This is a genomic window from Algoriphagus chordae (assembly GCF_003254055.1).
GTDB classification, from domain to species: Bacteria; Bacteroidota; Bacteroidia; order Cytophagales; family Cyclobacteriaceae; genus Algoriphagus; species Algoriphagus chordae.
The window spans coordinates 113,807-136,650 of sequence record NZ_QKZT01000014.1 but is presented as its reverse complement, the minus strand read 5'-3'; the positions used below and the strand labels follow the sequence as shown (position 1 = coordinate 136,650).

Below are 22,844 nucleotides of genomic sequence, written 5' to 3'. Positions count from 1 at the left end.
AAATGGACTGCAATACCGTATCATAACGCAGCCAGTCACAATGAATATAACGGCTAGCCCCAGTCCAGATGCTTAGCCAAAATGAGGTCACAATATCTGCCGGATCATAGCCTCTGTTAGATCCCGGCTGAGGTAAATCAAGGGAGCTGAGATACTCCTTGATTCCAGTCTGATCTACAAAACGCTTCATCAAACTCATTCCCCCAAAGGGTGTGACTGGCTTGTCGGAATACTCAATCGGCAGATTAACCATTTTGGTGAGATTTAATTCTATTAAAAATCGTGGTTTTCTATTCCCTTTCAAAGATTTTGGATCACTTTACTATTCCTATTGCATAATTGGGGTTCAACGACTTGATCAATCTTTCATTCAATCCAACGTAATCCTGATTTCCTGCTTCCTCGGCCAAGTCAATCGCTTCCTCGGCAGTTTCTACCGCATCAGTTTTTTTGCCTAGGACAGCCTCTATTTTAGCTTTCAGGTGCATAGTCCAATACTTTGGATCGCTCGCCACGGATTCATTGATCCAAGTGTAGGCCTGATTCATATCCTTGCTGTTGGTGTAATAATAGCTCGCAGCGGAGTATAAAAGACTTGGATCTGTGCTATTTCCATCGATGACAAATTCTTTGATCTGAGCCATTACCAGTGGATCCACTTCAGTTTCTACTCTGAAATCAACTCTAGTTTTGTCCCATTTTAAAGAGAGGTCCGAACCCGTATCTGACATATTTTCAAAACTGATTTCAAAGGTCTCATTCTCCTTGCTGAGCTTGGAAGGTTGAGCTTTGAATCTAATGATATCATCGCTTTGCTGATAGCCAATAGCTCCCCAAAGTTTGATGTTTTTGGAAAGAATCATGGTCCATTCTGATTTACCTGGAATAGAGTATAGCGCATATTGACCTGCAGGGATTTTCTTTCCGTCAATCAGCACATCCGTAGAAAAAGAAAGTACCGTAGCGCCATTGGCTCCCGTTCTCCACACCTGTCCGTAAGGAACCAACTCGCCAAAAATCTTGCGATCCTTCATGCTTGGTCTGCTATAGTCCACGGTCACATCTGTCAATCCTACTTTCTGCGTAATTTTAGCTGAGGGAGATGCCTGAGGCATTTGGATCTGCTGCGCAAAAGAAAGTAGGCTACACAGGAAAAAGGCTAAAGTAAAAGCGAATTTTTGTTTCATTGGAATGGAAGTTATAATTTGGATATAAGTTACTTAAGCGAGAAAATTAAAAGTATGTTTTGAAAAGCCCTGTAATTTCATGCTTTTTAAGGAAATTCTGAAAATTGAAGTCTTCATTTTTTTCTCATGTTTCACCTCATTTTCTCATCTTTTCCATCCTCAACTTAGATACTACGTATAGATCATTATGAGTTTAGCTATTATTAGTCCTGGCAAGAAGCCTGATGTTTGGATCAAGGAATTTAAAACCTTAGCTCCGGACCTTGAGATTGAAGTTTACCCTAAGATCACCAAACCAGAAAAGGTGGAGTACGTCTTTCTCTGGCAACACCCTGAGGGAATCCTGTCTGAGTTTCCCAATCTAAAGCTCATCAGCTCTATGGGAGCGGGCGTTGATCATATTTTGAGAGATAAGTCTATTCCCACAGATATACCTATCGTGAGGATAGTGGACGAAAAGCTCACCTTCTCCATGACCAATTACGTGCTGATGGCTATACTGAATTTCCACAGACAAACTCCGCGCTACCAAATGAACCAGACCCGAAAAATCTGGGATATGAGCTGTCCGGAACTGGATGTGACAGTAGGAGTGATGGGAGTGGGGGCTCTGGGCAAAGACGTAATGGATAAACTGAATTACATGGGTTTTCCAGTGGTAGGCTTCGGTTTTTCAGAGAAACCAGATTTCGAATATCCTTACTATACTAAAGATAAGTTGGAGGAGTTTTTAAAAGAAGTGAATGTGTTGGTTTGCTTGCTTCCACTTACTCCTGATACTGAGAATATTTTGAATACTGAGCTGTTCGAGAAATGTAATCCCAACACCTACCTTATTAATGTGGCGCGCGGAAAACATTTGGTAGATGCTGATTTGATCAAAGCATTGGACGATGGGCATCTTTCAGGTGCCATGCTAGATGTCTACAGAGAAGAACCTTTGCCTGCAGATCATCCATTTTGGGAGAATTGGAAAATAGCCATGACGCCTCACATAGCGAGTGTGACGAATCCACAAGCTGCTGCGCCGCAGGTGATGGAGAATATTCGGCGCATCCGAGAAAAGAGAGAATTAGTGAATGTAGTAAACCGAGAAAGAGGTTATTAAGCGGATTTATGGAGAGAACTTTTAAAATATTATGTCCTACAGATTTTTCTGAGTGCTCATTGAATGCTATTGAGTATGCAACTAGGCTGGGTGAAAAATACAAGGCTGAACTGGTCCTCTTCCATGTACTCAATCGGGAGGATTATGGGAAACTATCACCTGCAGATGTCTCTGGAAAAAACCAAAAGGAATTTGTGAGAGAAAAACTCCAAAATCTAGAAGATGCTGTCGTTTCCGAAGCAATAAAGAATGGCTTGAAAAGTTGCATTTCGGTTGTGACAGAAGGAGATATTGTCAAGAAAACGCTTACTTATGCCGCCGAAATGTCTGCTAATTTGATAGTAGTAGGCTCTGAAGGGGTGAATGATTTCAGAGAAAATATCATTGGCTCGCGTGCCAGTAGAATCGTAGAGCAGTCAGATCGGGATATTATTGTTGTTCCTAGAAAAGTATATTTCAAGGCTCCTCGCAAGCTAGTCTATGCCTCTGATTACCTGGAAGAGGATAAGATTGCTATTCAGAAAATAGTGGAAGTGGCCAGGTTTTTTGACTCTGAGATAGATATGGTGCATGTCAGTACTACCCATAAAGCACTGGATAAATCACTGCACATGACCATGGTAGCGGAGATAGAGCCCTTTATAAAGTATGATAAGGTTAATTTCGTCTTGAAATCCTTCCGTGATGATGTTGCCTTGGGATTGGAGAATTACCTGCAAACAGCCAAGGGTGATATTCTGGTGACGCTGAGTGAGAAGAAGTCTTTCTTCGATCAAATTTTCGCTAAGAGTTTATCCAAAAAAATGGCCTATTTCATCAATAAGCCGCTTTGGGTGATTAAGTCTTTTTAACCGCGGAGGGCACGGAGTATGGTATGACACAGAGGACGCAGAGATTGTAGGTGTATAGATTTCGACTTCGCTCGATCTGACACAAGCGAACTTATTTGTTCTATAAAGTTTGTCACCTTGAGCGAAGTCGAAAGGTTAAGCAGATAACGTGATTAAATAAACAGGTATGCGCATAAAGACTCTCTAAATATTCATAAAAGCCCTCATCAGTCAGACTTCGACCCGCATAGCCTCTACTCATTCTTTTTTCCACCAAAGAATCCCTTCAGGTAATTGCCGAATTCTTTTCGGGTGTGTGAATTATTGAAAACAGAACCCAGTGTGTTTAAGAAGTGGTTGAAAGTCATTTCCTTCTTTTGTGATGGGATGGCTGGCTTAGCTTTAGATTTAGGGTCAATTTCGGGGAAGTTTGAATCTTCTTTAGCTGACTTGGGACTTGGAGTGGAAGTATCTTTTGGTTTGTTGCCGACTAGGTCGTCTGCCTTTTCGAAACTCTTTTTTGATTTGGCTTGATAGCCCAATTTCTCTTCGACCAGACCTTTATTATTGTGAGAAACTGCGTCTTCAGGATCAAGGGCTATGGCTGTTTCATAGTCTGCAATTGCACCTTCCAGATCGCCGATTCTATCTTTGAAGTAAGCGCGACTGCTGTAGCGATAGGGGTTTTTGGGGTCGAGATTGGCAGCTCTATCCAATTCGGTGAGTGCTTCCTCATTTCTGTTGAGTAGGTGTAAAACCACCGCCCGATCAGAGATGAAATCTGTATTGTAAGGTTCTAAGGAGGTGATCAGATCAAATTCCACCAAAGCCTCTTCAGTTCTGCCCAGCCTGGAAAGTATCCTGCCTCGATTAAGATGAAGCTGTGGCTGATCCGGATTGGCTTTTACCAATTCGTCAAAAATGGCCAAAGCCTCCTCAAATTTCCCTGATTTATATAATTCAATTCCTTTTTCGAAACTCATAATTTTTGTTCTTTAACCGCGGAGGACACGGAGTTTTACGCAGAGGGCGCAATATTTTATCATGCTATTTTTTAACCTATCTATTGAATCAATGTTTTTATTATGTCCGATTGAGAAATGAAAATTTCAAAATCCACAAAAGAGCGATGACCTTGTCTGCCTGAGCGAAGTCGAAGGCTCATACGAAAACTTATTTCTTACTATTTCTCACCTCTTACTTTTCACTCACTACTAACCTTTTCACTACTTGCTATTCACATATACCGTCCTTATCCAAACCGTACTACTTACAAAGACAAAGTTAACGCCTGAATAGTTTACCAAAGAATCTTTCCTTGGTTTTTGCAGGCAAATGGATAGGCCTGTTATCTTTAAGGCCTGAGAATATCCAAATTTTATGCCCCAACTACCACAAGCTGTACTTAAAGATCTGAAAGCGAAAAAGTTCGCTCCAATTTACTTTTTGGATGGGGAGGAACCTTACTTTATTGATCAGATTACGGACTTCATTGAGAAGAACGCGATTGCCGAGCATGAGCGCGGATTTAACCAGGTGGTCATGTATGGAAAAGACTCTAATGTGGGTTTGATCCTCAATAATGCGAGAAAATTTCCGATGATGTCAGATCGCCAGGTGGTGATCATCAAGGAGGCTCAGAGTCTTGCGGACTTGGGAAATGAGGAGATGCAGAAACTTTTGGTCAGCTATGTGCAAAATCCGCTACCAAGTACTATTCTGGTTTTTGCTCATAAGTATAAAAAGCTTGATGGTAGAACTGCGCTATATAGAGAGCTGAATAAGAAGACTGTCTATGTGCGATCTGAAAAGGTCAAAGATTATAAGCTGACGGATTGGATAGAAGGATTTATCAAGGAAAGTGAGCATTCGATAGACAACCGTGCTGCGCAGCTTTTGGCAGATTCCATCGGGAATAATTTAGAAGTGCTTTCCAATGAAATAGGGAAGATGCTGATCAATTTCCGTGAACCTACGAAGATCACCACAGAGCATATTTCCAAGTATATCGGAATCAATAAGGATTATAATAATTTTGAATTTTTGAAAGCTTTAGGCTTTAAGGATGTGATCAAGACCAATAAGATCATTCATTTTTTCTCACAAAACCCAAAGGCTCATCCAGTGATCCCTATGTTTTCTTTGATGTTCAACTACTTCACTAGAATCGCTTTGATCCATCAGGCGAAAAAAACTGGAGCAAATGAGCAACAAATTGCGAGCCTTTTAGGACTGCCGCCATTTGTAGTCAAAGAATATATGGTAGCCTCCCGCAACTACAATTTGGGCAAGGTAATTGATGTATTCGCTTACATCAAAGAGGCCGATCTTCGTTTCAAAGGGGTTGACTCCGGAAGTCTGAGCGAAACCGAAAACCTCCGCGAGCTTGTTTACAAGATTTTGCATTGATTACCTAAGCCACACTATGAAATCGAGTATTTCGTAACTGTCACACAGTGACATGATTTTCACTTTACGAGATTCCATGCGGTAGCTAAAAATCAAAACTTAAACGCATGAAATCGAGCATGGCAGCAAGCGTCATCAGGTGAAATAATTATCACCTATGCGAGATTCCATATGGCCTTTAAATAGAAACTAAATACATATGAAATACTACCTTGTGCTCCTTGCGGGCCTTGGGCTTAGTTTGGAGGCGTATTCCCAGTCGAGCCTCTATCAGACCAGTCCACAACATAAGCTAGACCATAATCTAGAGCTTTTTGATAAGCAGCTTTTTTCTGCAAGTATCTATGATAATTCACGGCTACTAGAAAAACCTGTAAGCTCTGGGCAGGCTATGACTGCTGAGCTGAATCGCGCTATGGCTGCACTCCAGTTGGAAAGTCCCGATGGTGCAGGCCTGATGAAAAAGTATATTTTTGATCATGGCAATGATCCTTCGGTTACCACGGCAGGATTGTATCTGGGCGATCACTTTTTCTTCAAAAGGAATTTCGCGGAAGCTATCGATAGCTATAAGCTGGTGGATGCAGAAAAGTTGCCACTGGAAAATCAGGCTGAAGTCCTTTTCAAGCAAGGTTACTCTCATTTTCAGCTAAATCAGTATGCGGAAGCAGCCCCTTATTTTGATGCGGGCAAAGCGCTAAATCAACAGGCTAGTTTTGATTCTTATTACTACTCTGGCTTTATCGCAATGGAAAATGGGAATACCAACAAAGCCATTGCAGATCTTCAGACGGCTTCCCAATCTCCATACTACGCCAATAAGGTACCGTACCTTTTAGCAGCGCTTTATTATAAGCAAGGAAGTTATGATCAGTTGATCTCCTTTGCTGAGCCGTTATTGACAAATGGCCAGAATCTTGAGAAAAGAGAGGTGATTTATTTGTACTTGGCGGAAGCCTATTATGCCAAGAAGAATTTCCCGAAAGCGGCAGAAAACTACGATTCTTTCATCAATTCGCGCAAAGGTGAACTGGGAAGAGAGGAGATCTACAAAGCAGGGATTTCCCAATTTGAAATTCAGAACTACCAACGTGCTACGGATTACCTAAAAGTATCTGCATCAGCAACTGATGAAATCGGGCAAGCTTCCAGTTATTATCTGGCGCAGGCCTATTTGAAACTGGAGAATTATCAGTTTGCTTCTACTAGTTTCCAGTCCGCCGCAAAGTCAGATTTTAACCCAGCCATAAAGGAGGAATCCATATTTAATTACGCCAAAGTAAACTTGCAAAAAGGTAGTTTCCAGTCTGCAATCACTGCTTTGGATGAGTATGTGGAATCCTATCCTTCCGGAAAATACAGAGCAGAAGCTGAGAATTTGCTTTCTGAAGCTCTTGTAAATACCAACGATTACCTACGTGCCATTGATCAGATGGACAAAATCTCCAATAAGTCTCCAAGAATTCAGGAAGCATACCAAAAGGTTTCTTTTTATCAAGCCATGGTTTATTACCGTGATCAAAAATGGAATCCAGCCTTGGCTTATTTAGATAAGTCTCTCAAATACCCTGTGGATAAAAACATGGTGTTGGACTCTCACTTTTGGAAAGGAGAAATCAATTCTGCAGCTGATAATTTGCCGCAGGCTATCAAAGCTTATGAGTCTGTACTAAGCAATCGTCCGTCTGGTGCAAATGGCACAGTTGCCAAAACTTACTACGGACTGGGTTATGCTTACTTCAACTCCAAGCAGTATGCTAAAGCGGAGGATCAATTCAGAAGATTCACAGAGAATAGACAGATCATTGCCAATAAGCAGCAATACGATGATGCCTTATTGAGGTTGGGAGATTGTTACTACGTGCAGAAGAGATTCGGCGAGGCGGCTTCTACCTTTCAGCGAGCTATCAACGAGGGGAGTTCAGGAGCAGATTATGCTTACTACAGACTGGCTGTGGTGCAAAATTTCCAGTCTAGAAATCAGGAAGCGCTAGGCCAATTGGATGTGTTAATTTCTCGATATCCGAATAGCTTATACTTAGAAGATGCCTTATACCAGCGTGGACAGATTTACATGGAGGAAACTAGCTATCAAGCGGCTTCCGTTTCTTTCTCTGATTTGCTTAGCTCCAAGCCAAATAGTCCATTTGTTCCCTATGCATTAGAAGGCAGAGCAGTGGCGAACTTCTCACTTCAGAATTACGATCAGACGATTAAGGATTATAGTACAATCTTAAACAATCACCCGAATTCGGAAAATTCTGAGACTGCGCTGAAAGGCCTTCAGGAAACACTTGCACTTCAGGGAAGATCGGGTGAGTTTTCTGACTACTTGACCAAATACAAAGGAGCTAATCCTAGTAATGGATCTGTTCAGTCTTTAGAATTTGAAGCTGCGAAAGGAACATTTTTCGATAAGAATTATTCTCAAGCTATCCGTGGGTTTGAAAGTTACTTGCAGAATTATCCGCAGTCAGCGCAGCGAGCAGATGCACTTTATTTCTTAGGAGATAGCTACCTGCAAGTGGGTGATACGGATAAGGCGCTTGCACAATTTAAGTCATTGGAAAAAGAGCCAGCTTCTCCGCAGCGACTTCGTGCCATGCAGAAGATAGGGGTGATAGAATTGGAAAGAGGGAATTTTGCGCAAGCAATTCCATATCTAGAGACTTCTGTGCAAAATGCCCGTAGTAAACCTGAGGAGGCCGAGGCTGTGCAGGCGTTAATGACCGCGAATTTTGAAACACAGAAATATCAGCAAGCGATTACACAGGCTGAGCGTTTGGCTACGCTGGATGGAGTGATTCCTGAATCTTCTCCAAAAGCCTTACTTATTAAGGCCAAATCTCAACGTGAGTTGAATCAAAAACCGCAGTCAGAATTGACTCTGACTGCCTTAGTTGCTGATTACAAAACTGAACAGGGAGCGGAAGGGCTTTATTTGTTGGCACTCGCTGCACAAGAGAAAGGTGAGGTGACACAATCCAACGAATTAATTTTTGATCAGTCAGGTCCATTTGTCAATTACGATTATTGGTATGGGAGGATCTTCTTGCTTTTGGCAGATAACTATGTGAAAAGCGGGGAGGAGTTTCAGGCGAAAGCGACTCTGGAATCCATCGTAGAGAATTCTACTAATACAGAAATTAAAGAAATGGCTCAATCCAAACTTCAAACCCTTAATTAAACCATGAAAAAGCTAGCGAAAACTATCCTTTTGACAGGAATTATCGGTTTGACATCCGGATGGGCTATGGCTCAAACCCAGCAAAGGGGAGCTGTAACCGATCAGGAATTTGTGATCCGAAAAGACCGCGTGCTCACTGTACCGGTGCAGCCAAGAATGTACGAGAAACTACCTGTGCTGCCTAAGCCAACAGGTTTGAATGAATATAGATATTTGGTAAGCAGCTATCCTCTGAATCTAAAGCCATTGGATCTGAAAGCTGAACCATCTCAGAAAGTCTACTCGCCAGAGCGTCTGGATCTTTACCCAGGTTATATCAGAGCGGGCTATGGTAATTTCGCCTCTCCGCTTCTGGAAGCTAGATACATGGGTACTGAAATTGCAGACTTCAATTATTCATTGCAGTTGAATCATCAGAGTTTTGGAAAAGGACCTGTTCTGGCAGAGGAATCAAAGGAAGCACACACTAATTTGGGATTTGACGGAAGTTACTATACGGATCTTTTTGAGGTTTTCGGAGGTATCAAATGGAATCAGGATAGTTATCAGTTCTATGGACTCGATCCGAATTATGCTATAGATGAAAATGGAGACTTTACCGGATTCAGTGGTAATGTACTACATGCCATAGAAGTGAAAGCAGGGATTCGGGAGTTGGAGAAAGTAGGCCCTTTTTCCTATGAGGGTCAAGTGAGTTTTAGAAGCTTCAATGATAGCTATTTAGTCAAAGAGAATCAAATAGGAGTAGAGGGAAGTGGGACTTTCAGGCCTTCAGAAGATTGGGCAGGTAGAGTTGGTCTATCTTATTTTTCTACAAATCCTGAAGATCTGACTTATTCATTGAAGAGAACATATTTTGCGATTCGTCCTACAGTTTCGTACAAGTACGATGCATTCAATTTCACTGCAGGAGTGAATCTTGTTTCTGAAAATGATTCTATAGCAAATAAATCAAGTGATTTTCATGTGTTCCCAGTCCTAAAAGCAAATTATCAGTTTGCTGAGGAATTTGGCTTTTTTGCTGAATTCTCAGGGGATGTACAGCGAAATACCTATTACAGTTTTGTGAACGAAAACCCTTATTTGGGACCAAGTGACCAATTGCTTAATACGATTCAGAATTACAAAGTTGAAGCTGGGATAATAGGTCAGTTTAATGGTGCATTTAGCTATCGTGGCGCTGTCAACATGAGTCGATACAATCAACTTTACTTCTTTGTAAACAACTATACTTCAAATCTTGTGACATCAGATTCAGCTAGATTTAGTATGGTTTATGATGAGAAGACGACTGTATTCAATATCAATGCAGAACTGGGATATAAATTCTCTGATATGTACACACTCAACAGTAGATTGGATTTGTATCAATACGATCTAAGCACACAAGCAGAAGCTTGGAATAGACCTGTCTGGGAATTGAGAGTAAACAATCAGATTACACCAATTGAGCGATTAATCGTTCAGGCGAATTTGAATTTGATGGGTGGCTTAAAAGCGAGAGGGCAAGATTTGAGCGATGTAGTGGGATACTCTGGTCCGTATGAGGTGGTTAAATTGAAAACCATCGCTGATTTGCAATTGAAGGCCGATTATGGGATTACGGATCGCATATCCGTTTTTGCTGTGGGAAATAATATCCTAAATGGTAAAAACATGCGTTGGCTGAATTATCCAGTAAGAGGGATTCAGTTTATTGGTGGAGCTTCCTTTAAATTCTAAGATTGTTTGAGACTTTGGGTTGGGGTTTAGGCTCAATTCATTTAGTTTCGTACTATTCCCCGAAAGCAATGGCTAAAAGCACAGATAATAAGCACTGGACTGATCCTAAGGATTATGGGCTTCCATATGTAGAAGTTGTTCCTTTGGCGCAAGCCGAAAGCTCTAAAAAAGAGGAGCTAAAGGCTGAACCAATCAATGTGGCCGATATCAAAAAGAAGACGATTCAGGCTGTCAAACCTAAGCAGGTGGAGACTGAGAAAGTCTCTAGATCTGAGTACAAAGTTGAGGAGAAAAAATCCAATAATTCATGGGTTTGGATTGCTGCTGTCATAGCTTTAGCGGTAGTGCTAGTGATTATTTGGCAAATGAATAAGTCTGTCGCGCCAAGTCAAGATTCGACTGAGCTCGTTTCTGAATCGATAGAAGGTTTGGCAAGCCAAGAAAATGATGCCGTAGCCATCAATTCTACCCCAAGTGAAGAATTACAAACATCTGATAATCAAGAAAATATTCCGGATTCTATAAGTTCTGTTCCACCTGTCGCCGAATCAGTCCAAACTGGTACAACTATTGCGTCTAAGGTGTCTGGAACTTTGGTTAGAGTAACAGAAAAACCTGCTCGGCCTCAATTCTATATTGTAGTAGGAAGTCTTCCTAATGAAGCTATGGCTTTGCAGGAAGCTGAGCAATATAAGGATAGAGCGGAGACAGTTTACCTGATTATGCCATACGAAGATGTAACAAACTATCGTTTGGCTATTGGGACTTCAAGAGGCTGGACTGCCATCAATGAAGAGCTTGCTCGTGTCAAAGACCAGTACACAGAAGATTTATGGATTTTGAAATATTAATATGATTTTACTTCAGACGCTCTCTACAGATTCTCTTTCTGCAGCAGAAAACTTGGCCATGGGCGCCACCAAACAAAACATTGGCCTTCTTGATCTTTTAATCAAAGGCGGATACATGATGATTCCGCTTTACTTATTGTTCATTTTGGCGATATTCATTTTTGTAGAGCGACTGATTACACTCAACAAAGCTTCCAAAACTTCATCGCATTTGATGGATCAGGTGAAAGTATTGGTGCAAAGTGGGCAGACAGAAAAGGCTAAAATCCTTTGTGCTGGAGAGCAAACTCCGGTAGCTAATATGATTGCCAAAGGAATTGAGCGTATAGGTTCTCCTTTGAAAAATATAGAAGTTGCTATCGAGAACGTCGGAAAAATTGAGATTTATAAATTGGAGAAGAATTTGAATCTTCTGGCAACTGTATCTGGCGCGGCACCTATGATTGGTTTCTTAGGAACTGTTGCAGGTATGATACAGGCATTTATAGCGATAGCACAGGAAGAAGGCATGGTGTCCCCAAAATTGCTTTCCGAGGGGATTTATGAAGCGATGATCACCACAGCCGCAGGTTTGGTGGTAGGTATTGTAGCTTACTTAGGCTATAATTTTCTTGTATCGAAGGTGTCGAAGCTTGTTCACAACATGGAATATTCTTCGATAGAGTTTATTGACTTGCTTCAAGATAACTAATATGGGACTTCAGGCTAAAAATAAAGTAGATCCAGCATTCAGTATGTCATCGATGACAGATATTATTTTTCTGTTGTTGATTTTCTTTATGCTTACTTCTTCCTTCATCACACCTTCAGGATTGCCAGTAAATTTACCTTCTAGCGAGACTTCGGACATCGTAATGCAGGAAGTAAGCGTTACTATTACAAAGGATCTCAAGTATTCTGTCAACGACAAGATAGTCCCAAGGGAACAAATCAAGGCTGAATTGACTTCTTTACTTGAGAATAAGAAAGGTCAGGTCGTGTTGCATATCGACAAAGATGTTCCTGTAGAGTACTTAGTGGAGATCGGAGGGATAGCAGCAGGATTGGAAGCAAATGTTTCAATCGCAACAAAACCATTCTAATGAAATGGAATATTGGAATGCAGAGAAAATAGAGAACGAAAGCAAGAAAAAATCGTGGATAATCACCATTATCTTTAACGTGTTGCTTTTGATTGCGCTCTATTTTATTGTGGTTTGGAAGCAGCCAATTCCGCCTTTGCCTACTTTCGGCTTGGAGCTAAACCTTGGTTTCACACCAACAGGTTCGGGCGAAAAAAATAGTCCTGTAGCACCGTCAGAGATTCCAACACCAGTAGTGGAAGCAGCAGCACCTGGAGAAATAGCTCCTGAAGTAACGAAGCCTGCCACACCAGCCCCAAGTCCTAAGACGGAGACAGCTAAGCCAGCAGCGCAACCAAAACCATCTGTTAATAAGGCTGTGACAGCCAAACCTTCCCCGATTAGAGGTGAGGAAAAGGCGACAGAGCAGACCAAAAAGCCAGAGCCTGTAAAAAAAGAAGTGGCTAAGCCAGTCGAAACTCCAGCCAAGGCGGAGGAGAAAGAAACGGTTCAAAAAGCCCCTGAAAAACCAAAAATTGATCAAAGAGCAATCTTTGGTGCAGGAGGTACTTCAGGGAAAGGAACCAAACCAGCTTCCGGTGGAGCCCAGGGAACCTCAAATGAAAAAGGCGATGAAGGCGATCCAAAAGGGACTATTGAAGGGAGAGCGCTTATGGGAGTTGGTTCTGGAAAAGGAGCTAATTCTGGTGATGGATATAGCCTTGATCTTGCAGGTTGGGACTTTGCTCAGCGACCAAATATCAACGATAGAGTATCTACACGAAACGGTAAAATTGTTTTTAAAATCACCATCGATGATCTAGGTCGAGTGGTTCAAGCCGTTCCTTTGGAATACAATGTTTCCAATGATGTATTGGCCTATTACCGTCAGGTAGTCAATCAGATATCATTTAAGAAGCAAGGTGGCGCGGCTGCTGAATTTTCTACTGGGAAAATCACCTTTGTCGTAAAGGTTGATTGATTCGATTGGAGTTCGTCTCAGTATCAATTTGTCATTCGCTTTCGTTAAATTTGATTAGATCATTTTCCCATCTACCCTATGGAGGCTCTCAAAATTGAAATTCTAAATCCCAAAGCTCTAAAATTGATTAGAGGAATGGAAGATTTGAACCTTATTAAAATAAGTGACGAGCCCGCAAGTAAAATGCAGACTTATTTAAAGAGTATGAGGAAGAATTCAGATTCTGCTCCTTCTTTAGAGGAATTGGCCAAAATGGTAGATGAAGTAAGGTCTGCTAGAGATGAGGAGAAATAGAGAAATACGGATTGTAATTGATACAAACCTATGGATAAGCTTTATTATCTCGAATCGCCTCAATCAGCTCGAATCACTTTTACTATCCCAAGAAGTTAGGCTTTTGTTTAGTAAGCAATTGATTGACGAGATTCAGAAAACTATCAGAAAACCAAAGCTCAGTAAATACTTTGGAGAAGATTCACTTGATCAAATGCTAGATGCTTTCGATCCTTTTATTGAATTGATTGATGTTTCGAGTAGGATCACTATATGTAGAGACCCAAATGATGATTTTCTGCTTGAGTTAGCTAAAGATGGAAGGGCAGATTATTTAGTGACTGGTGACAATGATTTACTTGTAGTTGAAAAATCAGGTTTGACGGAAATATTAAAGATTTCTGATTTTTTTGAAAAACTAAATGAAGCATGATCTTCGTTCCATGAAAGCTTATTAAGGATTCTCACAATTGTATAAATTGAAATTGTCAATGAATTACCAGGAGACGCTGGATTATTTATTTAATTCCCTTCCCATGTTCCAGCGAGTGGGGGCATCCGCTTTTCGTAAGGATCTTCGAAGCACAATTTTGCTCTGTGATCATCTCGGAAATCCAGAACACAAATTCAAATCTATTCATGTAGCTGGTACCAATGGGAAAGGAAGTTCTTCTCATAGTTTGGCTGCTATATTTCAATCTGCCGGTTATAAGACCGGGCTTTACACCTCACCGCATCTTAAGTCTTTCACCGAACGAATCAGGATAAATGGGCAGGAAATCAGCCCTGAGCTGGTTGTGCAGTTCGTTTCAGAACACAAAAACTTTCTTGATGAACTGAAGCCTAGTTTCTTTGAGATGACGGTTGGGATGGCATTCTGGCATTTTGCACAGTCGGAAGTTGATATCGCTATCATAGAAGTAGGAATGGGAGGTAATTTCGATAGCACGAATATTATCAGGCCTGAGCTTTCTTTGATTACGAATATTGGTTTTGATCATGTGCAATTTCTCGGGGATACGCTTCCTTTGATCGCAGGAGAAAAAGCTGGGATTATCAAAGCAAATGTGCCTGTGGTGATCAGTGAAACTCATGAGGAGACTAAAGATATTTTTATCAAAAAGGCTAAGGAGATGAATGCCTCAATCACTTTTGCCGATCAAAACTGGAAGGCTGAAAAAGTCTCTGAGGAGGATGGGAAGGCCAGATACCAGATTGCGACTAGGGAGGCAGTATTTCGGTCTGGGAGGACACAGACCGAGGCGGCTGAGGAGTCTGTGGAGACACAGGCTGAGACGGCTGTCGTTGTAAATAGTAAGGAATTTGAGTGGTCTGTGAAGACACAGACCACGGAGGGGGAAGGGAAGACCTTTGATTTGACTTTTGGGCTGAACGGGAATTATCAGAAATATAATCTCCCTGGAATTTTGGAGTCTATTACTCAGATGAGGAAACTGGGCTGGGATTTACCGAATGAGGCGGTTTTGAAAGGCTTGCAAAATGTAACTGAATTAACTGGTCTGAAAGGTAGATGGCAAACGCTGTCATCTAACCCAACGGTGATTTGTGATACAGGGCATAATGAAGCTGGATTTCGAGAGATCCTTGCGCAATTAGAAACATACTCTTTTGCCAAGCTTTGGCTTGTGCTGGGAATGGTTCAGGACAAGGATATCTCTAAAGTGCTGTCAATGCTTCCTAGTTCCGCAACCTATGTCTTTTGCGAAGCGAATCTTCCTAGAGCTTTGCCTGCTGCTCAGATGGCTGAAAAAGCCGCTTCTGTAGGATTGAAAGGCGAAATAATTCAAGATATAAATGAAGCTTTAGCATTTGCAAGAAAAAATGCAGCGGAAGATGACTTGATTTTTGTGGGAGGGAGTACTTTTGTGGTTGCAGAAATCGAAGAGCTTTAGATGAGTAGAAAAAAACTGGTTCGCTTCCAAGAGAACGACGAGAATCCAAATGTAATCCAGGCTGGCAAGCCAATTTTTGAAACGATCAAAGGAAACTGGAATGAAGCACAGTTCCAAAATCCCAATCCTATCGTCGTAGAGTTAGCCTGCGGTAGAGGAGAATTCACAGTGGGCTTGGCTCGTAATTTCCCCAATCAGAACTTCATTGGAGTAGATATCAAAGGCAGCAGAATCTGGAAAGGTAGCTCCACTGCGACTGCAGAGGGGATTCATAATGTAGCCTTTCTTAGAACTCAGATCGAGCTATTGGAAAAGTACTTTGCGGCAGATGAAATTTCTGAGCTTTGGATCACTTTTCCAGATCCATTTCCTAGAGATGGGGATGAAAAACGTCGATTGACTTCTCCGCGCTTTTTGGATATGTATAAGCCTATGCTGAAGAAGGATGGATATTTACATTTCAAAACTGACAACACAGACTTATTCAATTATTCCCTCGAACTTTTCCAAAGTAGAGAAGATATAGAAGTGATTGGTTTCACGCATGATTTCTATCAATCTGAATGGAAGGACGATCATTTTGGGATACAGACTCGCTACGAAAAGATGTTTTCTGATAAGGGAGAGAAGATCAAGTATCTCAAGTGTAGGTTTATTTGAGATTCCCCGGATTTAGTTCCCGCAGATTAGCGCAGATAAATGACGCAGATTTTCGCTGAGGATTCGGTTTGATTCATCTGCTCCATATTTCAAAATCTCCGACAATCTGTGATTTTTATCAGCGTAAATCTGCGGGCAAAAAATAAGATCATGAGCAAAAAGAAGCATTTGGTTGTACTCAGCGGTGCTGGTATCTCTGCGGAAAGCGGCATCAAAACTTTTAGAGATTCGGATGGGCTTTGGGAAGGTCATGATGTGATGGAAGTGGCTTCGCCCGAAGGCTGGAGACGGAATCGTGCATTAGTTCAGGATTTTTACAATCAGCGGAGAAAACAACTACTAAGCTGTCGGCCAAATCAAGCCCATACGATTTTAGCAGAAATGGAACAGGATTTTAATGTCTCCATTATCACTCAAAATGTAGATGATTTGCATGAAAGAGCTGGATCCTCTAAGGTGATTCATCTTCACGGGGAACTATCGAAGGCTCAGAGTTCCTTAGATCCGAGTTTGGTTTATGACTTGGATCACTGGGAAATCAAGGAAGGTGATTTATGTGAGAAGGGAAGTCAGTTGCGCCCGTACATCGTGTGGTTTGGAGAGCAAGTCCCAAAAATGGATGAAGCTATCCAAATTGCTGGATCTGCAGATATTTTCGTAGTGATTGGGACCTCATTGCAAGTTTACCCTGCCGCTGGTTTAGTTAATTATGTTCCTGCGTTAAGTCAGATTTATTTGATTGATCCGATAAATCCATCAGTTGGTTTAAGTAAAAATGTTATTTATATCCTCGAAAATGCAACTTCAGGGGTAAAGACTCTTGAAAAAATGCTAAAGACTTAGATTTAATTTTTGTTCAGGACGGAAAACCTATAAATTGAAGTCTAAACTTTTATTTATGGCACCCAAAAAGAATTCTTGGCCAGTATTTCAATTTGAAGAGAATAAAGACACCATTTATCTCTTGCACCAATGGACTCAGATTGTAGGCAAGGTGCGACTTAAGAAATCGCTCTGGCAAAACCACTCCTGGCATGTTTCGCTGTACGTAGATGTGCAAGGTCTGACTACCGGTTTGATTCCCTATGAAAATGGTGTGTTTGAAATCAAATTTGATTTTATACATCACGAACTAAGAATAAAAACTAGCAATGGAACCCGAGATCGATTTGCACTGGGAGGGCAAACTGTTGCTAGTTTCTATGAGCAGTTGATGGAAAAACTTAGGTTTTTAGGAATTGAAGTCAAAATTCATGAAACTCCTAATGAAATACCCAATCCTATTCCTTTTCCAAAGAATAAAAAACGCATAATGTACCAGGCAAATGCTGCCCAAAGCTTATGGAAGGCATTGGTTCAGGTTCAGAATGTGTTTTCTGTTTTCAAAACGAAGTTTACGGGTAAAAGCAGCCCAATTCACTTTTTTTGGGGTTCTTTTGATCTGGCATATACACGATTTTCAGGGAAGAAAGCTCCAGAATTCACAGGACAAGTTCCCAATATTCCCATGGCTGTAATGCAGGAAGCCTACTCTCATGAGGTGTTTAGCGTGGGTTTTTGGCCAGGATCTGAGGATTTCAAAACTCCGATATTTTATACCTATTGCTATCCAAATTATCCGGATTTTCAAAAGGCAAAAATTTCTCCTGAAAAAGCTTACTGGAATAAAGACATGGGCGAGTTTATGCTGAGCTACGAAGAGGTACGAAAGTCTTCTGCTCCAAGCGAAACGCTTTTAAGCTTTTTGCAAAGTAGCTATGAAGCCGCTGCCAAATCTGGGAAATGGGATCGCAAAAATCTGGATTGTGATTTCTCACATCTGGATAAATAATAGCATAGTCTAGGACTGTTCTATTTCTTGATGATCAACTTTCCTTTTCAGGATGGGTTGAAAGTAAATACCAAGTTCTCTTTGACTAAAAGTTGTTTCTATTATGAACAAGAAAATCAAAATCATATCGGCTGTTTTGGTTTTCTGGGTTGCGCTATTTATTGCTTGGGAATGGTGGTATAGTTTTCCTAAGGTTCGCATTATTCCCACTACTGAGGTGACCTCGGAAGCCGAAGGCATTGATTCGATAGTAACTCATGCCATGTCAAACTACCTGTTACCTGGTATATCTGTCGCGATTGTAAGGAATGACAAGCTCTACTATTTGAATGCTTTTGGTTATAGTAATCTAGAAACTAAGGATTCGCTCACTGTAGAAAGTGAAATTATTGTTGCCTCGGTTTCTAAACTGTTCACTGCTATTGGGCTGGCAGAAGCTTTACAGGCTAAAGGAATTCAGGTAAATGACCCTGTTTCCGCACTTGGATTAGGGGAGAAGATTAATTCAACTTCTTTGGCCAAGGTCCGCTTTCAAGACCTTTTATCACATCAATCTGGCCTACGTGATAAGACTTTCTCAGAAATGATTTTTTCTTTCTCTTCGAGATCTCAAAGTTTGGATGAATGGGGAACAGCCTTTTTAGAAAATACGGCTACTTATCACAGTGATTCAACGAGCTACAATTACGCGGATTCCAACTATGATTTATTGGGCTTTTTGCTCAGCCGGTCTGAGAACCTTGAGTTTCATACACATCTTCAAAATTCTGTGCTAGATCCTTCTGGGATGGAGGGATCCGGATTTGTGTCAGAATGGCCTAGTATTGAAGAAGGTATAACTGGATATCAGAGGACTTTCTTGTGGAAAAGAATAGTCCCAAAACGGATTAAATTCCCAACACTTCCTTCGCCTTCTGCTGGTTTGGTCAGTACGACAAAAGATATGAGTTCTGCTTTAATCCATTTGCTGAGAGCTGAGAGAGGAGCTTATAGACAAGCACTTGAATGGCTCAGCATTGAGGGCACTAAGGTGCCGGTAGGATTCCAGAAAACTCAAATTAATGGATCTGAATGGATTGGTCATTTTGGAGGGCAGGCAGGTTATGCAAGTCTATTGTTTTACTCCAAAGAAGCTGATACTGGTATTTTTCTATTTTCAAATTCCCGAGATAAGGATGATTTCAGAATTGAAATAGCCAGACAAATTATTTCCTATATCTCAAAGTAAACGGTGATTTTTAAATGAAACTATCCTTTCCGCATCCCATCATTATTCTCTTAGGTTTTATTTTGCTGGCTGGCCTGTCGAGTTATTTTATTCAGTCGGGAAGTTATGACAGAGTATTGGATCTTGAGACTGGACGAGAAGTAATAGTTCCTGGAAGTTTTCATACTGTAGAAGATCAGAATGCGAGTATTTATGAGATAATCCTTGCCATTCCTGAAGGTTTTATACTCGGAGCTGATATCGTTGTTTTGATTTTGCTGCTTGGTGGTGCTTTTTATGTAGTGGAAAAGACAGGAGCACTTCATATCGGGATTGAAGCCTTAATATATAAGTTTAGAAGTCGGCAATATTTGCTGCTTTATCTCATCGGTTTTGTTTTTGCTTTTTGTGGAAGTACCATGGCAATGCAGGAGGAAATCATAGCGCTTGCACCGGTTTTGGTAATTTTAGCTAGGAAAATCAATTATGATATACGGTCCATTGTGGCCTTAGCTCTGGGTTCTGCGCTTGTAGGTGCCAGTTTTTCACCATTCAATCCATTCGGCTCTTTGCTTTCTCAGACTATAGCAGAATTGGATTTTGAGGAGGGATTTGCTTTTAGGGGTGTATTTTTGATTGCAGCGATATTGGTTTGGTGCAGTTATCATATTAAGTATGGTAAACTGAAAACTGCTATTTCAGAAACCGTTGTAATGAAGCCTGTGAAGATTTCGATTCAGAATGCATTGATACTATTTCTGACTTTTGGTGGGATTGGTGTTATGGCTTGGGGGATAATTTATCAAGACTGGGGATATAATGAAATGAGTGCTTTATTTTTTGTAATAGGAATTAGTTGTGGGCTAATAGGGAAATTGGGTTTAAATGGCACAGCAAGAGCTTATACAGCAGGTTTCAGTGAAATGATATTTGCTGGTGTGATCGTTGGGTTAGCTCGCTCTGTGTATTTGATTTTGCAGGATACAGCTATAATAGACCCTATGATTCAGGGGATTTTCGAGCCACTTCAATACATGCCTGTACAACTGGCTGCGGTTGGTTTGTATCTGAGTCAAGCCATCATTCATATTCCAGTGCCAAGTACTTCAGGTCATGCAGTTTTGACTACTCCGCTTGCCGTGCCTTTGATGGATCTGTTAGGGGTTTCTAGGCAAATCGCCGTATTGACCTATCAGTATCCGGCAGGATTGATGGATATACTTACTCCGACAAATGGTGGCATGATGGCGGTATTGGCTGCAGCTGGAATCAAGTATAATCATTGGATCAGTTACATATGGAAAAGTTGGTTACTTCTTATGGGATTAGGTTTGATTTCAGTTTTAATCGCTCTAATTTGGTTTGTTTAATAGAACTCTCAAACCTAAGATAATGGACATCAACGATCACTCTCCACTTTTGCCTTATCAGCCAGCTGCTGATCGCTATCATCAGATGAAGTACCGCAGATGCGGACATAGCGGATTAATATTACCAGAAATTAGCCTTGGACTCTGGCATAATTTCGGTCATAATGCAGATTTTACCCTAGGTCGTTCTATCCTCCGTAGAGCCTTTGATTTAGGAATTTGTCACTTTGATTTAGCTAATAATTATGGTCCTCCTTTTGGTTCTGCTGAAGAGAATTTTGGCAGAATGCTGAATAAAGACTTCTCAAATCTACGAGATGAGTTGATTATTTCCTCCAAGGCTGGTTGGGATATGTGGCCTGGCCCGTATGGGAATAATGGTTCCAAAAAATATTTGGTAGCGAGCTGTGACCAAAGCTTGAAACGAATGGGCTTGGACTATGTAGATATTTTCTACCATCACAGACCAGATCCAGATACACCACTTGAGGAGACCATGGGAGCATTAGACCTTTTAGTACGTCAAGGGAAAGCACTTTATGTAGGTGTTTCTCAATATTCTGTGGAAGAGACGGCCAAGGCTAATGCGATTTTGGAAAGTTTAGGGACACCACTTTTGATACATCAGCCGCGTTATTCCATGATTGACCGATGGGTTGAGAATGGCTTGATGGATTTGCTAGGAAAGAAAGGGGTGGGAAGTATTGCATTTTCTCCATTGGAACAAGGCCTACTTACTGATAAATATCTGAAAGGAATTCCAGCAGATTCACGTGCAGCGAAGGATGGTAGGTACTTGAAAGCTGAGCAGATTTCTGAGGAAAAGATCAATATGATATCTAAGCTCAATGACATTGCAATCGGAAGAGGGCAGACGCTTGCACAAATGGCGATAGCTTGGCTGTTGAAGGATCAGCGAATCACTTCTGTGTTGGTGGGAGTTTCCAAACCAGAGCAATTGGATGATAATGTCGCTGCGGTGAAGAATTCTGTTTTCAGTGCTGAGGAAGTGAAAACTATCAGAGGAATCTTAGGCGCTTGAAATCCCAACTAACATCTCGAAGTGCCCTGATTTTGATCGTCATTGCTCAATTTTTGGGTACTTCGCTTTGGTTTGCTGGAAATGCTGTAGCCCCTGAAATCAGTCAAATCCTGGAACTTCCAGGGATTATGGCAAGTATCACCTCGGTGGTACAATTTGGCTTTATTCTAGGCACCCTAATTTTTGCCATTTTTTCTATTCCTGATCGCTATTCGCCTTCAAATGTTTTCTTTTTCAGTTCGATTCTGGCAGCTTGTTTCAATCTGTTAACAGTAATTCTACCGCTACAGCTTGCTACCGTCCTTGCCTGTAGATTTATGGTAGGGTTTTTCTTGGCAGGTATTTACCCCGTGGGAATGAAGCTTGCTGCAGATTACTTCCAGAAAGGACTGGGAGCTGCTTTAGGTTTTCTGGTAGGAGCTCTGGTTCTGGGTACAGCTTTTCCGCACTTGTTAAAGGGCTTGGATTTAAATTTATCATGGAAACTGGTGCTTTGGTGTACCTCAGGTTTAGCCTTGCTAGGAGGGGTGATCGTTGGCTTTTTTGTTCCAGATGGTCCATTTCATAAAATCAATTCCAAATTTGACCTAAGCCTTTTGCCTAGGCTTTCCAAGATCAAAGCGCTGAAAAGTGCTGCTTCTGGATACTTTGGTCACATGTGGGAGCTATACACCTTTTGGGCTTTTGTGCCTATGTTGATTGTGTTTTTGAAAGGAAAGGGGAGCCTTCTTCCCGAGGATAGTATGCTCTCATTTTTAGTAATAGCGATAGGAGGTCTTTCATGTGCAGTAGGAGGTAGTATTGCCGAGCGGATTGGTAGTAAAGGAGTCGCGCAATTTGCACTGGCAGGCTCAGGGATTTGCTGTGTTCTGGTACTCTTTGTTGGGGGCTTACCGACATGGATCTGGATCGCGTTGTTATTGGTCTGGGGGATTTTGATCACTGCAGATTCACCTCAGTTTTCTACGCTTGTCGCACAAAGTGTCCCAGCCGAATATCGTGGAACAGCCCTGACATTAGTTAATTCCATGGGCTTTGCGATATCTATTGTTAGTATTCAGCTTGCTCAGTTTCTATTGAAATGGTTGCAGATTGATCAGGTCTTGGCGCTGCTCTTCATTGGGCCAGCGATCGGCTTGATGCTCTTTAAGTTATATGATCGGCGGGAGGTTATTTAAAACTCAATAATTTCCTGAGCATCGAAAATTGAT

General features: G+C 41.3%; 21 protein-coding genes and 1 pseudogene. 19 read left to right on the top strand and 3 right to left on the bottom strand.

Annotated features, from left to right (window positions below):
• Together LV85_RS15455 and LV85_RS15450 are read right to left on the bottom strand one after the other, a co-directional pair.
• Positions 1 to 253 (bottom strand): annotated as a pseudogene (locus tag LV85_RS15455) (hypothetical protein); the annotation flags it as partial.
• Positions 254 to 314: 61 nt separating this feature from the next.
• Positions 315 to 1,187 (bottom strand): DUF2911 domain-containing protein, encoded by an 873-nt coding sequence (locus tag LV85_RS15450; RefSeq protein WP_111321033.1) that lies wholly within the window; start codon positions 1,185 to 1,187, stop codon positions 315 to 317.
• A 187-nt stretch (positions 1,188 to 1,374) separates the two neighbouring features.
• Here LV85_RS15450 and LV85_RS15445 point away from each other — a divergent pair, with 187 nt between their 5' ends.
• Positions 1,375 to 2,295 carry a 2-hydroxyacid dehydrogenase gene (locus tag LV85_RS15445; protein WP_111321031.1) on the top strand — a complete coding sequence of 307 codons (921 nt, stop codon included), beginning with the start codon at positions 1,375 to 1,377 and terminating at the stop codon, positions 2,293 to 2,295.
• An 8-nt stretch (positions 2,296 to 2,303) separates the two neighbouring features.
• Positions 2,304 to 3,146, top strand: a complete 843-nt coding sequence (locus LV85_RS15440) for a universal stress protein (protein WP_111321029.1) — start codon at positions 2,304 to 2,306, stop codon at positions 3,144 to 3,146.
• A gap of 233 nt (positions 3,147 to 3,379) precedes the next feature.
• Here the strand turns inward: LV85_RS15440 and LV85_RS15435 are convergent, their stop codons facing one another.
• Positions 3,380 to 4,108 (bottom strand): tetratricopeptide repeat protein, encoded by a 729-nt coding sequence (locus tag LV85_RS15435; protein ID WP_111321027.1) that lies wholly within the window; start codon positions 4,106 to 4,108, stop codon positions 3,380 to 3,382.
• 397 nt (positions 4,109 to 4,505) lie between these two features.
• Here LV85_RS15435 and holA point away from each other — a divergent pair, with 397 nt between their 5' ends.
• From holA to LV85_RS15350, 17 genes are all read left to right on the top strand, one after another.
• Positions 4,506 to 5,534 (top strand): DNA polymerase III subunit delta, encoded by a 1,029-nt coding sequence (holA, locus tag LV85_RS15430; RefSeq protein ID WP_111321025.1) that lies wholly within the window; start codon positions 4,506 to 4,508, stop codon positions 5,532 to 5,534.
• Between the two features lie 199 nt (positions 5,535 to 5,733).
• A complete protein-coding gene (locus tag LV85_RS15425; protein ID WP_111321023.1) occupies positions 5,734 to 8,721 on the top strand; it encodes a tetratricopeptide repeat protein in 2,988 nt (995 codons plus the stop codon).
• A 3-nt stretch (positions 8,722 to 8,724) separates the two neighbouring features.
• Positions 8,725 to 10,443: a TonB-dependent receptor gene (locus LV85_RS15420; RefSeq protein ID WP_111321021.1), complete on the top strand. Its 1,719-nt coding sequence runs from the start codon at positions 8,725 to 8,727 to the stop codon at positions 10,441 to 10,443.
• Positions 10,444 to 10,511: 68 nt separating this feature from the next.
• Positions 10,512 to 11,294, top strand: a complete 783-nt coding sequence (locus LV85_RS15415; RefSeq protein ID WP_111321019.1) for a hypothetical protein — start codon at positions 10,512 to 10,514, stop codon at positions 11,292 to 11,294.
• 1 nt (position 11,295) lies between these two features.
• Complete coding sequence (locus LV85_RS15410) at positions 11,296 to 11,985, top strand: MotA/TolQ/ExbB proton channel family protein (RefSeq protein ID WP_111321017.1); 690 nt, start codon at positions 11,296 to 11,298, stop codon at positions 11,983 to 11,985.
• A 1-nt stretch (position 11,986) separates the two neighbouring features.
• Complete coding sequence (locus tag LV85_RS15405; protein ID WP_111321015.1) at positions 11,987 to 12,376, top strand: ExbD/TolR family protein; 390 nt, start codon at positions 11,987 to 11,989, stop codon at positions 12,374 to 12,376.
• Positions 12,377 to 12,380: 4 nt separating this feature from the next.
• Entirely contained in the window at positions 12,381 to 13,337 is a 957-nt protein-coding gene (locus tag LV85_RS15400) for an energy transducer TonB (protein ID WP_111321045.1), read from the top strand.
• A gap of 78 nt (positions 13,338 to 13,415) precedes the next feature.
• Positions 13,416 to 13,631: a hypothetical protein gene (locus LV85_RS15395; protein WP_111321013.1), complete on the top strand. Its 216-nt coding sequence runs from the start codon at positions 13,416 to 13,418 to the stop codon at positions 13,629 to 13,631.
• Positions 13,618 to 14,043: a putative toxin-antitoxin system toxin component, PIN family gene (locus LV85_RS15390; protein ID WP_111321011.1), complete on the top strand. Its 426-nt coding sequence runs from the start codon at positions 13,618 to 13,620 to the stop codon at positions 14,041 to 14,043. Before LV85_RS15395 ends, LV85_RS15390 begins: the two co-directional genes overlap by 14 nt.
• Positions 14,044 to 14,101: 58 nt before the next feature.
• A complete protein-coding gene (locus LV85_RS22335; protein ID WP_111321009.1) occupies positions 14,102 to 15,523 on the top strand; it encodes a bifunctional folylpolyglutamate synthase/dihydrofolate synthase in 1,422 nt (473 codons plus the stop codon).
• On the top strand, positions 15,524 to 16,183 hold the full coding sequence (gene trmB / locus LV85_RS15380; protein WP_111321007.1) for a tRNA (guanosine(46)-N7)-methyltransferase TrmB: 660 nt from the start codon (positions 15,524 to 15,526) through the stop codon (positions 16,181 to 16,183).
• A 150-nt stretch (positions 16,184 to 16,333) separates the two neighbouring features.
• Complete coding sequence (locus tag LV85_RS15375; RefSeq protein WP_111321005.1) at positions 16,334 to 17,026, top strand: SIR2 family NAD-dependent protein deacylase; 693 nt, start codon at positions 16,334 to 16,336, stop codon at positions 17,024 to 17,026.
• Positions 17,027 to 17,081: 55 nt separating this feature from the next.
• Positions 17,082 to 18,014, top strand: a complete 933-nt coding sequence (locus tag LV85_RS15370) for a DUF5996 family protein (protein ID WP_111321003.1) — start codon at positions 17,082 to 17,084, stop codon at positions 18,012 to 18,014.
• A 103-nt stretch (positions 18,015 to 18,117) separates the two neighbouring features.
• Positions 18,118 to 19,242 carry a serine hydrolase domain-containing protein gene (locus LV85_RS15365; protein WP_111321001.1) on the top strand — a complete coding sequence of 375 codons (1,125 nt, stop codon included), beginning with the start codon at positions 18,118 to 18,120 and terminating at the stop codon, positions 19,240 to 19,242.
• Positions 19,243 to 19,256: 14 nt separating this feature from the next.
• Positions 19,257 to 20,591 carry a YfcC family protein gene (locus LV85_RS15360; RefSeq protein ID WP_111320999.1) on the top strand — a complete coding sequence of 445 codons (1,335 nt, stop codon included), beginning with the start codon at positions 19,257 to 19,259 and terminating at the stop codon, positions 20,589 to 20,591.
• A gap of 22 nt (positions 20,592 to 20,613) precedes the next feature.
• The gene (gene mgrA / locus LV85_RS15355; protein ID WP_111320997.1) at positions 20,614 to 21,633 is read left to right on the top strand and encodes an L-glyceraldehyde 3-phosphate reductase; all 1,020 of its coding nucleotides are present in this window, start codon (positions 20,614 to 20,616) and stop codon (positions 21,631 to 21,633) included.
• Positions 21,630 to 22,811, top strand: a complete 1,182-nt coding sequence (locus LV85_RS15350; protein ID WP_211318419.1) for an MFS transporter — start codon at positions 21,630 to 21,632, stop codon at positions 22,809 to 22,811. Before mgrA ends, LV85_RS15350 begins: the two co-directional genes overlap by 4 nt.
• Positions 22,812 to 22,844: the final 33 nt, after the last annotated feature.

Bases quoted from the DNA above. Each gene is read 5' to 3' on its own strand.
- LV85_RS15395 (WP_111321013.1), top strand. From the start codon at position 13,416: ATGGAGGCTCTCAAAATTGAAATTCTAAATCCCAAAGCTCTAAAATTG.
- LV85_RS15425 (WP_111321023.1), top strand. From the start codon at position 5,734: ATGAAATACTACCTTGTGCTCCTTGCGGGCCTTGGGCTTAGTTTGGAG.
- LV85_RS15400 (WP_111321045.1), top strand. From the start codon at position 12,381: ATGGAATATTGGAATGCAGAGAAAATAGAGAACGAAAGCAAGAAAAAA.
- LV85_RS15445 (WP_111321031.1), top strand. From the start codon at position 1,375: ATGAGTTTAGCTATTATTAGTCCTGGCAAGAAGCCTGATGTTTGGATC.
- trmB (WP_111321007.1), top strand. From the start codon at position 15,524: ATGAGTAGAAAAAAACTGGTTCGCTTCCAAGAGAACGACGAGAATCCA.
- LV85_RS15420 (WP_111321021.1), top strand. From the start codon at position 8,725: ATGAAAAAGCTAGCGAAAACTATCCTTTTGACAGGAATTATCGGTTTG.
- LV85_RS15440 (WP_111321029.1), top strand. From the start codon at position 2,304: ATGGAGAGAACTTTTAAAATATTATGTCCTACAGATTTTTCTGAGTGC.
- holA (WP_111321025.1), top strand. From the start codon at position 4,506: ATGCCCCAACTACCACAAGCTGTACTTAAAGATCTGAAAGCGAAAAAG.
- mgrA (WP_111320997.1), top strand. From the start codon at position 20,614: ATGGACATCAACGATCACTCTCCACTTTTGCCTTATCAGCCAGCTGCT.
- LV85_RS15450 (WP_111321033.1), bottom strand. From the start codon at position 1,187: ATGAAACAAAAATTCGCTTTTACTTTAGCCTTTTTCCTGTGTAGCCTA.
- LV85_RS15370 (WP_111321003.1), top strand. From the start codon at position 17,082: ATGGCACCCAAAAAGAATTCTTGGCCAGTATTTCAATTTGAAGAGAAT.
- LV85_RS15365 (WP_111321001.1), top strand. From the start codon at position 18,118: ATGAACAAGAAAATCAAAATCATATCGGCTGTTTTGGTTTTCTGGGTT.
- LV85_RS15390 (WP_111321011.1), top strand. From the start codon at position 13,618: ATGAGGAGAAATAGAGAAATACGGATTGTAATTGATACAAACCTATGG.
- LV85_RS15375 (WP_111321005.1), top strand. From the start codon at position 16,334: ATGAGCAAAAAGAAGCATTTGGTTGTACTCAGCGGTGCTGGTATCTCT.
- LV85_RS15405 (WP_111321015.1), top strand. From the start codon at position 11,987: ATGGGACTTCAGGCTAAAAATAAAGTAGATCCAGCATTCAGTATGTCA.
- LV85_RS15360 (WP_111320999.1), top strand. From the start codon at position 19,257: ATGAAACTATCCTTTCCGCATCCCATCATTATTCTCTTAGGTTTTATT.
- LV85_RS15435 (WP_111321027.1), bottom strand. From the start codon at position 4,108: ATGAGTTTCGAAAAAGGAATTGAATTATATAAATCAGGGAAATTTGAG.
- LV85_RS15410 (WP_111321017.1), top strand. From the start codon at position 11,296: ATGATTTTACTTCAGACGCTCTCTACAGATTCTCTTTCTGCAGCAGAA.
- LV85_RS22335 (WP_111321009.1), top strand. From the start codon at position 14,102: ATGAATTACCAGGAGACGCTGGATTATTTATTTAATTCCCTTCCCATG.
- LV85_RS15415 (WP_111321019.1), top strand. From the start codon at position 10,512: ATGGCTAAAAGCACAGATAATAAGCACTGGACTGATCCTAAGGATTAT.